Here is a 14328-nt window from a genome sequence, read left to right on the forward strand (position 1 = left end):
GGATTTATGCGTACAGTTCTGAATATTTTAAATTTTGTGTTAGGTGGATTTCTGACAACGTTAGGCTGGCTGCTTGCAACGCTGGTCAGTATCATTTTGATTATTACCTTACCGCTCACCCGCTCCTGCTGGGAAATTACCAAACTTTCACTGCTGCCTTACGGTAATGAGGCCGTTCATGTTGATGAACTGGAGCCAGGGACGAAAAGCAGCGTGATGAATGCAGGCGGGACCGTGCTCAATATTGTCTGGTTTGTGCTGTTCGGTTGGTGGCTGTGTCTGACTCATATTCTCGCCGGAATTGCCCAATGCGTCACCATCATTGGTATTCCCGTTGGCATCGCCAATTTCAAAATTGCCGCCATTGCACTCTGGCCGGTTGGTCGCCGTGTGGTACCCGTGGAAGTAGCGCGCGCGGCTCGCGAGGCAAATGCACGCCGCCGTTTTCAGTAATCAGGACGAATACACGCTATGCTAAGCCCTTTGCTTCGCCGCTATACATGGAACAGTACCTGGCTTTATAACGCCAGAATCTTTATTGCGCTTGTCGGCACTACCGCCCTGCCCTGGTGGCTGGGCGATGCCAAACTCACCATTCCGCTAACCCTGGGCGTGGTGGCCGCGGCGCTGACCGACCTGGATGACCGACTCACCGGACGGTTACGCAACCTGGTTATCACGCTTATCTGTTTCTTCATTGCCTCGGCATCGGTGGAGCTGCTGTTTCCGTGGCCATGGCTGTTTGCACTGGGTTTAACGATTTCGACGATCGGGTTTATCCTGCTCGGCGGCCTTGGTCAGCGCTATGCCACCATCGCATTTGGTGCGCTGCTTATCGCTATTTATACCATGCTGGGGGTATCCCTTTACGCGCACTGGTATCAGCAACCGCTGCTGCTGATTGCCGGGGCCGTCTGGTATAACCTGCTGACCCTGACCGGGCACCTCATCTTCCCTATCCGCCCGCTACAGGATAACCTCGCCCGTAGCTACGAACAGCTTTCCCGTTATCTCGAGTTGAAATCTCGCCTGTTTGACCCGGACCTGGATGATGAAGACCAGGCGCCACTGTATGAGCTGGCGCTAGCAAATGGGCAACTGATGGCAACGCTTAACCAAACCAAAGCGTCATTATTAACGCGTCTGCGTGGCGACCGGGGCCAGCGTAGTACCCGAAGAACGCTACATTACTATTTCGTCGCCCAGGATATCCACGAACGTGCCAGTTCATCGCACATCCAGTACCAGGCTTTGCGCGATAACTTCCGCTATAGCGATGTCATGTTTCGCTTCCAGCGCCTGCTGTCTATGCAGTCCATCGCCTGTCAGGATCTGGCAAAATCCATTTTGCTCCGAACACCCTATCAACACGATGCCCGGTTTGAACGCGCATTCTCCCACCTCGATGCCGCATTAGATCGCGTACGCGCGAGTGGTGCCGCGCCTGAGCAGATGAAAGCGCTTGGTTTTTTACTGAACAACCTGCGCGCTATTGATGCCCAGCTTGCCACTATTGAGTCCGAGCAACTGCAATCACAGGCGCAAAGCGAAACGGAAACCTTGCTGGCAGATGATAGCCTGCATGGTTTTGCCGATATTCAGTCGCGCCTGAGCCGTAATATGTCACCGGAATCGGCGCTTTTTCGGCATGCGGTGCGCATGTCATTGGTACTCTGCGCAGGTTATGCATTTATTCAGTTTACCGGTTTGCAACATGGCTACTGGATCCTGCTCACCAGCCTGTTTGTCTGTCAGCCCAACTATAACGCCACCCGCCACCGCCTGGCGCTGCGTATCATCGGCACGCTGGTCGGCGTAGCGCTCGGTCTGCCGATTCTGTGGCTGGTACCTTCTCTTGAGGGGCAACTGGCACTGATTGTCATCACCGGGGTGCTATTCTTCGCTTTTCGCAACGTGCAATACGCGCACGCGACGATGTTTATCACGCTACTGGTTCTGCTGTGCTTTAACCTGCTTGGCGAAGGCTTCGAGGTGGCATTGCCGCGCGTGGTGGATACGCTGATTGGATGTGGTATTGCCTGGGTTGCGGTCAGTTTTATCTGGCCAGATTGGAAATTCCGCAATCTACCTCGCGTGCTGGAGCGCGCAGTTGACGCAAACTGCCGCTACCTGGACGCGATTCTGGAACAGTATCACCAGGGACGCGATAACCGTCTGGCCTATCGTATCGCACGTCGTGATGCGCATAACCGAGATGCAGAGCTCGCCTCAGTGGTCTCAAACATGTCGACGGAACCGAAGGTCACCCCCGAAATGCGAGAAACTGCGTTTCGGCTACTCTGTCTCAACCATACCCTGACCAGCTATATTTCCGCGTTGGGCGCCCATCGGGAAAAACTGGCTACAGCTGAAATACTGGCTCTTCTGGACGATGCGGTGTGCTATGTCGATGATGCCCTACACCACCAGCCTTCTGACGAAGAACGGGTACAGCACGCTTTATCCAACTTAGCTGCGCGAATCCAACATCTTGAACCTCGTCCGGACAGCAAAGAGCCATTGGTCTTACAACAAATCGGCCTGATGATTTCGCTGCTACCGGAAATCTGCCGTTTGCAAAAACAGGTTATGGCCTGACACCCTCCGTTTTCACATGGGCTAACGCCCATTCCTGTAGCTCCTGGCGCCGTTGCGCCGGGAGCGCAGCGGCGTGAACGCCCCTAATCGCCCCTTCCAGGGAATACAACACATTAATACTCAGCTGTTTACGAATCTTACGCAGCTTTATCCATGCCATTTCCGCTCCCTGTTGCTGAAGCATTTGGGCATCTTTGATCCCCGCTTCACTTAGCAGCAGCTCCATATGAAATGAGAGATTAGGCAGATCTTTTATCCGTAATGATTTCTGTTGGTTTTTTTCTCGAAGCGCATCCTCCAGAGAAAATTTGCCCAATTGAAGCAAGACGGATTCATCAGACCAGAGCCGCTCGCCAACATGGAAATACTTTAACTGCTGTGAACACCCTCGCTTACGTAATGTCAGTAATGGAGGCGAATGCTGAGCCTGATAGGTCGCACTTTCCTCACACATCCTCAGGTAGAGTTCCCCTTCAGAGACCATTGCAAATACCGCATCATTGACGGCGAGACTATAGCCACCAAACAGCGCCCGTGACTTGATTTTGCCCAACAGCGAAAAATATTTCTGGGACTGATAAATCCGTTTATATGATATTTTCTTCATGATTAATCCTTAATAATCATGGACATGGATACATTAAATTTGTTAATAGAAGACATAACAAGCAACATAGGCGCGTTCGTTCGACACAGCAAGGTGAATTTGCCTTTGTAGGCATTTAGAGTGCAATTTTGCGAGTTGCTTTCAGAAAATGAGGTTGATCTTTAATCTTCAGGGTAGTACTGTATATTCATACAGTAACCCACAGGGCTGGATTAACTATGTATACTTCTGGTGTTGTAAATCATTCTTCTGCTGCGGTCTCAACAACCGCTTCCCATACTTTTACATCAGTAAAAGATTCCTCAACCGCTTTGGTTAGCGAAGTGCTTTATCGGGAAGATCAGCCGATGATGGCGCAGCTATTGCTACTGCCCCTGCTACAACAGCTTGGTCAGCAGTCTCGCTGGCAGCTATGGTTAACACCGCAGCAAAAACTTAGCCGCCAGTGGGTGCAAGCATCTGGCCTACCACTGACAAAAGTAATGCAGCTACGTCAGATGCCACCAGTCGACATGCTCGATTCTATGGTTCGTGCATCTCGTACGGGGAATTATAGTGTGGTTATCGGTTGGTTGACGGAAGATTTATCAGCGGAAGAACATGCTCGATTACAACAGGCTGCCGAAGACGGTAACGCGATGGTGTTTATTATGCGACCAGTTCACTCAACATCTCGTTCTGCTGGACAATTTAATGGGCTAAAAATTCACTCAAATTTGTATCATTGAATGAAATTAGGAATTTTCCTGGCCTTTTTTTTGCAGTTTTTTTATCTCCTCGATTTTATGAATGATTTTAGGTGGAACGCTTGTCTGGTGCGGTTTCGGGTGTTTTACATCGTTTAATTTTTCGACATATTTGTTAAATATTGCGTATACAACTCTTTTTTTTTCATAAGCCTGACGGAGTTCACACTTGTAAGTTTCCAGCGACGTTGTAGACTTTACATCGCCAGGGGTGCTCAGCTTAACACCGCAGATATCTGCTGAGTAATTACTAAGCCACGCCCCCGGTGGAAGGATTTAACCGTGAATCTATTTAGAACTTCATGGCAAATTTTGGATGATAACGAGGCGCAAAAAATGAAAAAGACAGCTATCGCGATTGCAGTGGCACTGGCAGGTTTCGCTTCCGTAGCGCAAGCCGCTCCGCAAGACAACACCTGGTATGCAGGTGGTAAACTGGGTTGGTCCCAGTTCCATGACACCGGCTGGTACCAGAGTGACCTGAACAACAACGGTTCTACCCACAACAGCCAGCTGGGCGCAGGCGCGTTCGGTGGCTACCAGGTTAACCCGTATGTTGGTTTCGAAATGGGTTACGACTGGCTGGGCCGTATGGAATACACCGGTAGCCAGACCAATGGCGCACTGAAAGCTCAGGGCGTACAGCTGACCGCTAAACTGGGTTACCCAGTTACTGACGATCTGGATATCTACACTCGTCTGGGTGGTATGGTATGGCGTGCTGACTCCAACAACAACACCCCAGGTGTTGGTAAAAACCACGACACTGGCGTTTCCCCAGTATTCGCTGGCGGCGTTGAGTGGGCTGTTACTCGTGACATCGCTACCCGTCTGGAATACCAGTGGGTTAACAACATCGGCGACGCAAACAGCGTTGGCGTACGTCCAGACAACGGCATGCTGAGCGTAGGTGTTTCCTACCGTTTCGGCCAGCAGGATGCAGCAGCGCCAGTTATCGCGCCAGCTCCAGCTCCAGCTCCAGAAGTACAGACCAAACACTTCACTCTGAAGTCTGACGTTCTGTTCAACTTCAACAAAGCAACGCTGAAACCAGAAGGCAAACAGGCTCTGGATCAGATGTACTCCCAGCTGAGCAACCTGGATCCTAAAGACGGTTCCGTAGTGGTTCTGGGCTTCACCGACCGTATCGGTTCTGACGCTTACAACCAGGGTCTGTCCGAAAAACGTGCACAGTCCGTTGTTGATTACCTGGTATCTAAAGGTATCCCAGCTGACAAAATCTCCGCACGTGGCATGGGCAAATCTAACCCAGTTACTGGCAACACCTGTGACGGCGTGAAAGCGAAAGCTGCGCTGATCGACTGCCTGGCACCAGATCGTCGCGTAGAGATCGAAGTTAAAGGTAGCAAAGACGTTGTAACTCAGCCTCAGGCTTAAGTTCTCGTCTAATAAAAAACCCCGCGCTGCGGGGTTTTTTTTGTCCTGAATTTTATCAAGCAAGCTATCGGGATACGGGTAGCGACTACTTATCTTTTCCCAGCATCGCCTCAAGGTCCTGTTTCAGGCTAGACATCTTCGTCGCATACTTCTCTTTGTTCTCGGCATCTTCGATAAGCTGAACCACCGTTTCGGATAGCGTTTTACCCCGGCGCTGAGCAAGCCCTGCTAAACGCTGCCAGACGGCGAACTCGAGATCGATAGACTTCTTGCGGGTATGCTGATGCTCGGCGTTAAAATGACGCTTACGGCGTGCACGAATCGTCTGCTTCATACGGTTTACCAGCTGCGGGTTGATGTGCTGAGCAATCCAGCCATTCACCTGAACCGGTTCATTTTCCAGTTTCAGCAAAACATCGACAGCCTCTTGTGCGGCGCTGGCTTCAATGTAGCGGGTAATGGACTCGCCTTCCCGATGTTTTTTCACCAGGTATTTCCACTTCCAGCCGCTTTCAAGATTTTCCAGTTGTTGATATTTCATTGCGATCTCAGTGTGACCGTGTAACTCTTTTCAGGATAACAGTTTTTTCTCAATGTGCTGAGAAGAAATCTGCAACTGTGATACGGATAAAGCCAGGGGTTGAAGATACTTCCCTATTCTCCGTGAGCTTCCCTGCAGCATCGGGTATAATCACGGACTTTACATCTGACTAAAAATAGCGACATTGACTATAAATACTCTTTCCCGGCGCTTTCTCGCCCCCGCGACTGAAGCATACCAGGCGCTATTTGCCCAGCCTGACTTAGCCTCAGAAAACGACGCATTATTCAGCGAACTCCAGGCCCGTTTACACTACGCGCTGGAGCAGTTTCTGCACCCACAGGGGATCTCACCCTTCTTACTGGTTAAAGCCCCAGAAGAAAAAGAGTACCTGCAGCTGCTCTCGCAAACGGCCCTCTCTCTGCGCAATAGCGATGAATCCGCTCTGACGGGCGTTGATTATCAGGCTATCGGTGGCAAAGTCTCGATGCAGCCAGCCAAAAGTGCAGAGGATAATTTCGCCAGTACCGGCCCCATCATTTTTGCCGACTGGGCAGAAGCTGAACAACTTTTTGGCTGCGTTCGTCAGTTTAATGGCGAAATCAGCCTGCAACCAGGTCTGGTCCATCAGGCTAACGGTGGCATCCTCATCCTCTCTTTACGCACGCTGATGTCACAGCCACTGCTGTGGATGCGCTTAAAGAATATCGTCACGCAGCAGCGCTTTGACTGGCTCACCTTTGATGATGCGCGTCCGCTGCCGGTCAGCATTCCTTCTATGCCGTTAACGCTTAAGGTCATGCTGGTTGGTGAACGCGAGTCACTGGCTGACTTCCAGGAGATGGAACCTGAATTAGCGGAATCTTCACTGTATAGCGAGTTTGAAGACAGCCTGCAACTGGCAGATGAAGAAGCGCTCAGACAGTGGTGTCAGTGGGTATCAGGCGTTGCCCGAGAGAAGTCACTGCCAATGCTTGCTGCTGACGCCTGGCCGCTTCTGATGCAGGAAGGCGCACGCTACAGCGGTGACCAGGAAATTATGCCGCTTTGTCCACTTTGGATTAGCCGCCAGCTACGTGAAGCCGCACCGTTTACCACAGATGGCACCATCAATGCCGAACAGCTGAAAACGATGCTCGTGCAGCGCCAGTGGCGTGAAGGATTCCTGGCCGAGCGTATGCAGGATGAAATTCTGCTTGAGCAGATCTTGATTGAAACCGAAGGCGAATGCATCGGTCAGATCAACGCGCTGTCGGTCATTGATTTCCCAGGCCACCCTCGACCATTCGGTGAGCCATCACGAATCAGCTGCGTCGTACATATTGGCGACGGAGAGTTTACCGACGTTGAACGCAAGGCTGAACTTGGTGGCAATATTCACGCCAAAGGGATGATGCTGATGCAGGCCTTCTTAATGGCCGAGCTGGATTTAGACCAACAGTTACCGTTCTCCGCCTCCATCACCTTCGAACAGTCGTACAGTGAAGTTGACGGTGATAGCGCCTCTATGGCCGAGCTCTGCGCGCTTATCAGCGCCCTGGCAAATGTTCCGATTAATCAGAGCATCGCCATGACCGGTTCCGTTGATCAGTTTGGCCGTGCTCAGCCAGTTGGCGGCCTGAATGAAAAAATCGAAGGCTTCTTTGCCATCTGCGCCCAACGCGGTTTGAGTGGGAAACAAGGGGTCATCATTCCTTCCGCCAACGTACGTCATCTGAGCCTTGCGGCTGAGGTGCAGGAAGCGGTAGAAGCAGGAGAATTCTCAATCTGGGCCATTGATGATGTCGCTGATGCGCTGCCGCTTCTTACGCAGCTGAATTGGGACGGAGAAGGTCAGACGCTGCTGCAAACTATTCAGGAACGTATTGCACAAGCCACACAGCAGGAGCCTCGCTACCGCTATCCGTGGCCGTTACGTTGGTTAAATCGTTCAGCTTCCAACTGATCGGACTTGTTCAGCGTACACGTGTTAGCTATCCTGCGTCCCGAACTCAAAATAAGGCTTACTTAAAACATGGTAGATAAACGCGAATCCTATACTAAAGAAGATCTTCTTGCCTCTGGTCGCGGTGAACTGTTTGGCGCTAAAGGCCCGCAGTTGCCAGCTCCGAGCATGCTGATGATGGATCGTGTCATTTCAATGACCGAAACCGGCGGCAACTTTGACAAAGGTTTTGTTGAAGCTGAGCTCGATATCAATCCAGACCTGTGGTTCTTTGGTTGCCACTTTATCGGCGATCCAGTGATGCCAGGCTGTCTGGGTCTGGACGCAATGTGGCAGTTAGTTGGCTTTTACCTCGGCTGGCTGGGCGGCGAAGGCAAAGGCCGTGCGCTCGGCGTGGGTGAAGTTAAATTCACCGGTCAGGTTCTGCCAACCGCGAAGAAAGTGACCTATCGTATTCACTTCAAGCGCATCGTTAACCGTCGTCTGATCATGGGCCTGGCGGATGGTGAAGTACTGGTTGATGGTCGTCTGATCTACACTGCTAACGATCTGAAAGTGGGCCTGTTCCAGGACACTTCTGCATTCTGATGCCGCTTGTCGTCAGAGAGTCTGACGACGGATAAGTGTTGAGAATCTAAAGGCGAAACCTCCGCAATGCGGAGGTTTCTTTTTAAAGAGACAGTGTCAGGCGACTACCGCCCTGTCCTCCATGGCTTCTCGCCAGCCTCCCAGCCAGTAAGACCTCTGGTTAATGGTCTGGTATGGACACATTTCTTTTGGCCGCCCGGTAATCCCGGCCTGATACCCACGCTGATGTGCCCGCTCCAGGCGATCTCGTTTTTGTCTCTTCATGCCTCGTTTCCCTCATATCTTGGTCTGGTGGAAAAGAAAACAGTGGTTACAAAGTGTGCAGCCACACAATACGAATACCGCTAAATAATCTTCCCGTCAATGCGCAGAATTCATACCAATGTCATATTTGTGAGCTACTCAGAAGATCATTTGTACAAAAAATGTGAAGTGGGTTAAGTAAGCAATTGAGCGTAGGCATAAAAAAAACCGCCGAGGTTTTGCACCGTCGACGGTCTTTAGAACAATTAATTCTACTTATGGTTAGCGATTGATGGTCTGTGCTATCGACGTCGCTTCCTGACTCCAGGCCTGCGCCAACATTTTCACCATCGCGTCATAACCATCCTGTTGCTGTGCCAGTTCAATATGGAATGGACGTTTAGTCAGCTGCCCCTGATGATTGAGCAGCCACTCCCCGCTCACGATAACTTTGCCATCGTAACGACCGTGGAAGCCATTTACAGAGACGTTAAGCGTATCCTGGTCACTACCTAACGGCTGCGAGGAGACCACCCAACCCGGTAGCTGATTGCTGAGGTTCGCCACCAGCGTCGTTCGCAGTTGCTGATCCAGCGGGCTTGCCCACAGGTTGTTGCTGGCAATCACATACTGTACGTCGCTGGTCTGATAGACCACGCCGCTTCCCGCGAGGAAATCAGGGATGTTAACCTGTTCCACCCACAGTAAACGCTGGCTCGAGCTCGCGCTATTTTGCACCGTCCCCGTCGCTTGCGGCAGCTGGTAGTAGGTTTTATTCTCCGTGCTGCTACAGGCAGCTAACAGACACACCGCAGCCAGAACTATCCACTTTTTCATTATTTCGCCCTCTTAGGCTCTGGATCTTTTTTATCCTTCGCTTCGAACACCAGCGCATTGCTCTTCTCGTTCAGCGTTTTCAGCACCGGCTGCAGTTCACGCAGAACCTGATCCAGACGCTGCATGTCGCCCACCATCTTGTTATAAGCAGCGGAACCCGGCTGGAAGCCCTGCATACTACGATTAAGCTCACGCAGCGTTTTCTGCATGTCGGCTGGCAGCTGCTGCGCTGACTGGCTGGCGGTAATCTTATTCAGATTATCCAGCGTCGTCTGCAGGCGTCGCATGGTGTTCTGGCTTTCAGTCAACGTATTCGTTGCCTGCTCAACCATCGGCGTCAGCGGCAGATTGTTGATCTTATCAAGCGTATCCATCAAGCGCTGTTGGATCTGCGCCAGACCACCGCTGACGGTTGGTACAATCTGGTAGCCGCCAAACTCGCGCATCCCTTTAACTGGAGCCTCTTTTGGATAGAAATCAAGGTCAACGTAGAGCGCCCCTGTCACCAGGTTACCTGTTTTCAACGCGCCACGCAGCCCACGCTGGATAAGGCTCGTTAAATGCGCGCCAACGTCAGGTTTTTCACCCAGCTCGCTCGCCAAACGTTCAGGTTCAATACGGATCATCACTGGAATACGATAATCATCATTCAAGGCCTGTCGTAAGCCAGGTACAAAGTAAGGTACCTGCGCCACCGTGCCAAGACGAATACCGCGGAATTCGACCGGTGCGCCAGGCTGCAACCCACGAACAGAGTCTTTAAAGAACATCAGATAATCGACGTGTTCGGTATACAACGAATCCTGAATACTTTTCTGATCGTCATACAGCTTGAACTCGGTCTTCTCCGCAATCGGCTGACCGAGGTCCACACCATCCGGGACGTCAAAGCTGACGCCACCGCTAAAGAGCGTCGATAGCGAGCCCATTTCTACACGCATCCCAGCGGAGGTCAGATCGACCGCTACGCCGCTGTCTTTCCAGAAGCGGACGTTGCTGGTCACAAGACGATCGTTTGGCGCGCTGATAAACAATTGATAGCTGATAGTGCGACTCTGCGGGTCAAAAGTACTCGTCTCAACGGACCCTACACGATAGCCACGGAACAGCACCGGATCGCCCGGACTGAGCTGTCCTGCTTTTTTACTATCAAGCAGCACGCGAATGCCTTTCGCATCAGGTGGTGCCAGCGGCGGTGAATCCAGTAACTGATAGCTGTTCAGCTCAGAGCCTTTAGAGCCCGGCTGCAGTTCGATATAGGCGCCCGACAGCAGCGTACCTAACCCACTGATCCCTTCACGGCCAACCTGCGGCTTCACCACCCAGAATACCGAGTCTTTGTGCAGCAGCTTTTCCATGCCCGAATTCAGCCGCGCTTTAATTTCCACGTGCGTTAAATCATCGGTCAGCGTGGTGCTTTCGACAATGCCAACGTCAACGCTGCGGCTCTTGATCGTTGTTTTACCACCTTCAATACCTTCAGCATTGGTGGTGATAAGCGTCACCTCCGGCCCCTGATGGCTGTAGTGATAGAACAAGATCCAGGCACCAATCAGCGCCGTGACGATCGGGAAGATCCAGACAGGAGACCAGTTTTTCACTTTCTGCACCTTTGCCTCCCCACTCTTGGTTTCCATGCTTTTACGACTCCTCATGGCTTGATTCAGGTTCCCGATCCCACGAAAGTCGCGGATCAAACGTCATTGCCGAGAACATGGTCATTATGACGACCAGCGCAAACATCAACGCACCAATCGCCGGATAGATATTCATTAAGCCCCCAATACGTACCAGGGCTGAAAGCACTGCGATAACAAAAACGTCAATCATGGACCAGCGACCAACAAACTCTACCACTTCATAAATCAGGTGCATCCTTTCGCTGTCCCGATGCTTACGCTTCATGCCGTTAGCATCCAGACATAGCCAGGCGATAGCGATCATCTTCAGCGTCGGCACCATAATACTGGCGAGGAAAATGACCATCGCCACGGGATACGACCCTTCACTCCACAACAGCACCACCCCGGCAAGAATGGTTGACGTCATCTTGTCACCCAATAAATCGGTAATCATGATAGGCAGAATATTGGCTGGGAGATAAAGTAGAATCGACGTTACCAGCAGCGCCATCGTCCACTGCAGACTGTTTTTGCGCCGGACGTGGCCTTTGCTATGACAGCGCGGGCATTCAAGCTGGTCTGCCGGTAAAATCGCCGTACAGCAAGCGCAGGAGCGTAACCCCTGACGAATGCCAGTGACGCCGGGTTTTAGCGGCTGTTCAAGTTTGGGCATGGGAGCAATGTCGTCCCACAGCCAGCGACGATCGACGCATTGTAAGGTACGCAGCTGTAACAGGCAGAAAAGACACCAGGGTATAAAACTACTGCCAACACCGATATCACCGTACGCCATCAGCTTCACAAAGCTGACCAGCACTCCGGCGAGGAAAATTTCCGCCATCCCCCAGGTTTTGAGCGTGAACAGAATTCGCGCCAGAAACACCTTCAGCCGGTGCGGCATCCGTACCCGGTTGACCAATAGCAGGACGGTTATCAGACAGAATGCTGGCACCAACTGGACGAACAGCAGGAAGAAGGTGCCAAGGCTGGCGTAGTCTTCCGTGAACATAACGCTCGGGATCTCCAGCAGCTCAATTTCACTGCTGACCCCCGCCACCTTCATACTGATGAAAGGAAACAGATTCGCCAGCACCAGCATAAAAAGCGCGACCAGAACATAGGCCGTCGGACGCTGGCGGGGTTCATCCCACGCGGTGGTTAACGTCGTACCACAGCGTGGGCAGTTCGCCTTATGTCGGTGTTCAAGATGCGGCAACGCCACCAGCATGTCACATTGTGGACACAGGATATGCTGCGCAGCATGATGTTGTTCGCACATGAATACTCCTCAATCAGGCGCCGTTTTTTAATGCTTCCAGATATTCCCACCGCTCAAACGCGTCTTCCAGCGCCTGCTCTGCCTGAGCCATATCGGCCAATACCTTTTGGGTATGGTCATGAGGCTGGCTGAAGAAGGACGCATCGGCAACCTGAGTCTGCAACGCCTCAAGGTTTGCTTCCAGCGTTTCCAGCTTCTGCGGCAGCTGCTCCAGTTCGCGCTGCAGGTTATAGCTTAGTTTAGCGCTTGCGCGTTTGACCGTTTCTGCTTTTGGCTGAACCACTTCCGTGGTTTTTTTGTCATTTGTCTGTTTTTGCGCCTGCGACTGCGATTGCTGTCCGCGGGCATCATGATAACCGCCAACATACTGACCAATGCGCCCTTCACCTTCGAAGATCCAGCACTCAGTCACAGTGTTATCAACAAACTGACGATCGTGGCTAACCAGCATCACGGTACCCTGGTAGCCATCAATCAACTCTTCAAGTAGTTCGAGCGTTTCGACATCCAGGTCGTTGGTTGGTTCATCAAGAATCAACAGGTTACTTGGCTTCAGGAAAAGTCTTGCCAGCAGCAGGCGGTTACGCTCACCACCGGACAGCGCGCGAACCGGGGTCATTGCGCGCTTTGGATGGAACAGGAAGTCCTGCAGGTAGCCCAGCACGTGGCGCGGCTTACCGTTAACCATCACTTCCTGCTTCCCTTCAGCCAGGTTATCCATCACCGTTCTGTCCGGGTCCAGCTCAGCCCGGTGCTGATCGAAGTAGGCGACCTCCAGCTTGGTCCCGACGTGAATACGTCCGCTATCGGCTTCCAACTGGCCCAGCATCAGCTTCAGCAAGGTGGTTTTGCCACAGCCGTTCGCGCCAATCAGGCCTATTTTGTCGCCGCGTTGAACCTGTGCGGAGAAATCTTTCACCAGCACTTTACCGTTAACCTGATAGTTCACGTCTTCCATCTCGAAGACGATTTTGCCGGAGCGAGACGCTTCTTCTACCTGCATCTTCGCGCTGCCCATCACTTCACGGCGAGCGCTGCGTTCGTTACGCATCGCCTTCAGCGCGCGTACGCGGCCTTCGTTACGGGTACGACGCGCTTTGATGCCCTGGCGGATCCACACTTCTTCCTGCGCCAGCTTGCGGTCGAACTCGGCGTTTTGCAGATCTTCTACGCGCAGCGCTTCTTCTTTCTCCAGCAGATACTGATCGTAGTTGCCCGGATAAGTCACCAGTTTGCCGCGATCGAGGTCGACAATACGCGTCGCCATATTGCGGATGAAGGAACGGTCGTGGGAGATAAAGATAATCGTGCCTTTGAAGGTCTTCAGGAAGCCTTCCAGCCAGTCGATGGTTTCAATATCCAGGTGGTTCGTCGGTTCGTCGAGCAGCAGCACGCGCGGCGCGCTAACCAGCGCGCGGCCCAGTGCCGCTTTACGCAGCCAGCCGCCGGACAGTGCCGCCAGCTCCATATCCGGCTCCAGACCCAGCTGTGCCAACACTTCGTTGATGCGGTTTTCCAGCTGCCACAGACCGTGGTGATCCAGCTGTTCCTGGACTTTCGCCAGCTCCTGCAGGTTTTTGTCGCTTGGGTCGGTCATCACCAGGTGTGAGATATCGTGATAGCGTTTGAGATATACCGCCTGCTCTTCGATACCTTCCGCCACGAAATCGTAGACGCTGCCCTGCACGTTACGTGGAGGATCCTGCTGCAGACGCGCCACAACCAGATCCTGTTCGTAAATGATACGGCCGTCGTCCAGACCCTGTTCACGGTTGAGGATCTTCATCAGCGTGGATTTACCCGCGCCGTTACGGCCGACCAGACAAACGCGCTCGTTATCCTCAATATGCAGCTCTGCATTATCAAGAAGCGGCGCATCGCTGAACGACAGCCAGGCACCGTGCATACTAATTAATGACATTCT

The 14328-nt window shown here is 52.3% G+C and carries 13 protein-coding genes; 6 read left to right on the top strand and 7 right to left on the bottom strand.

The annotated features are described in order from the left end of the window. Window positions 1-6 precede the first annotated feature (6 nt). Both ACH1XZ_RS08995 and yccS read left to right on the top strand, forming a co-directional pair. Window positions 7-453: a YccF domain-containing protein gene (locus tag ACH1XZ_RS08995; protein ID WP_035892393.1), complete on the top strand. Its 447-nt coding sequence runs from the start codon at window positions 7-9 to the stop codon at window positions 451-453. Window positions 454-471: 18 nt separating this feature from the next. Continuing rightward, window positions 472-2598, top strand: a complete 2127-nt coding sequence (gene yccS, locus ACH1XZ_RS09000; RefSeq protein WP_395595257.1) for a YccS family putative transporter — start codon at window positions 472-474, stop codon at window positions 2596-2598. On the opposite strand, the gene ACH1XZ_RS09005 is transcribed toward yccS, so the two are convergent. After that, window positions 2588-3205 carry a TfoX/Sxy family DNA transformation protein gene (locus tag ACH1XZ_RS09005; RefSeq protein WP_395595258.1) on the bottom strand — a complete coding sequence of 206 codons (618 nt, stop codon included), beginning with the start codon at window positions 3203-3205 and terminating at the stop codon, window positions 2588-2590. The genes yccS and ACH1XZ_RS09005 overlap by 11 nt on opposite strands. Before the next feature lie 218 nt (window positions 3206-3423). Here ACH1XZ_RS09005 and sulA point away from each other — a divergent pair, with 218 nt between their 5' ends. After that, on the top strand, window positions 3424-3933 hold the full coding sequence (sulA, locus tag ACH1XZ_RS09010) for an SOS-induced cell division inhibitor SulA (RefSeq protein ID WP_395595259.1): 510 nt from the start codon (window positions 3424-3426) through the stop codon (window positions 3931-3933). A gap of 354 nt (window positions 3934-4287) precedes the next feature. After that, the gene (gene ompA, locus ACH1XZ_RS09015) at window positions 4288-5349 is read left to right on the top strand and encodes a porin OmpA (protein WP_395595260.1); all 1062 of its coding nucleotides are present in this window, start codon (window positions 4288-4290) and stop codon (window positions 5347-5349) included. 85 nt (window positions 5350-5434) lie between these two features. Here ompA and matP read toward each other — a convergent pair whose 3' ends face one another. Continuing rightward, on the bottom strand, window positions 5435-5890 hold the full coding sequence (matP, locus tag ACH1XZ_RS09020; protein ID WP_395595261.1) for a macrodomain Ter protein MatP: 456 nt from the start codon (window positions 5888-5890) through the stop codon (window positions 5435-5437). Window positions 5891-6074: 184 nt separating this feature from the next. Here matP and ACH1XZ_RS09025 point away from each other — a divergent pair, with 184 nt between their 5' ends. Both ACH1XZ_RS09025 and fabA read left to right on the top strand, forming a co-directional pair. Then, window positions 6075-7835, top strand: a complete 1761-nt coding sequence (locus ACH1XZ_RS09025) for an AAA family ATPase (protein ID WP_395595262.1) — start codon at window positions 6075-6077, stop codon at window positions 7833-7835. Between the two features lie 69 nt (window positions 7836-7904). Then, window positions 7905-8423, top strand: coding sequence for a bifunctional 3-hydroxydecanoyl-ACP dehydratase/trans-2-decenoyl-ACP isomerase (gene fabA, locus ACH1XZ_RS09030; protein ID WP_035892401.1), 519 nt, complete (start codon window positions 7905-7907; stop codon window positions 8421-8423). Between the two features lie 96 nt (window positions 8424-8519). Here fabA and rmf read toward each other — a convergent pair whose 3' ends face one another. From rmf to ACH1XZ_RS09055, 5 genes are all read right to left on the bottom strand, one after another. Then, complete coding sequence (gene rmf / locus ACH1XZ_RS09035; RefSeq protein WP_035892402.1) at window positions 8520-8687, bottom strand: ribosome modulation factor; 168 nt, start codon at window positions 8685-8687, stop codon at window positions 8520-8522. A gap of 261 nt (window positions 8688-8948) precedes the next feature. Then, window positions 8949-9503: a membrane integrity-associated transporter subunit PqiC gene (gene pqiC / locus ACH1XZ_RS09040; RefSeq protein ID WP_395595263.1), complete on the bottom strand. Its 555-nt coding sequence runs from the start codon at window positions 9501-9503 to the stop codon at window positions 8949-8951. Next, window positions 9503-11140, bottom strand: coding sequence for an intermembrane transport protein PqiB (gene pqiB / locus ACH1XZ_RS09045; RefSeq protein WP_395595264.1), 1638 nt, complete (start codon window positions 11138-11140; stop codon window positions 9503-9505). The genes pqiC and pqiB overlap by 1 nt, the downstream gene beginning before the upstream one ends. A gap of 4 nt (window positions 11141-11144) precedes the next feature. Continuing rightward, complete coding sequence (gene pqiA, locus ACH1XZ_RS09050; RefSeq protein ID WP_395595265.1) at window positions 11145-12404, bottom strand: membrane integrity-associated transporter subunit PqiA; 1260 nt, start codon at window positions 12402-12404, stop codon at window positions 11145-11147. Window positions 12405-12417: 13 nt separating this feature from the next. Beyond that, window positions 12418-14325: an ABC transporter ATP-binding protein gene (locus ACH1XZ_RS09055; protein ID WP_395595266.1), complete on the bottom strand. Its 1908-nt coding sequence runs from the start codon at window positions 14323-14325 to the stop codon at window positions 12418-12420. Window positions 14326-14328 lie beyond the last annotated feature (3 nt).

Origin of the sequence: Kluyvera chengduensis (assembly GCF_044197065.1) — a bacterium.
In the GTDB taxonomy this organism is placed as follows: Bacteria; Pseudomonadota; Gammaproteobacteria; order Enterobacterales; family Enterobacteriaceae; genus Kluyvera; species Kluyvera ascorbata_C.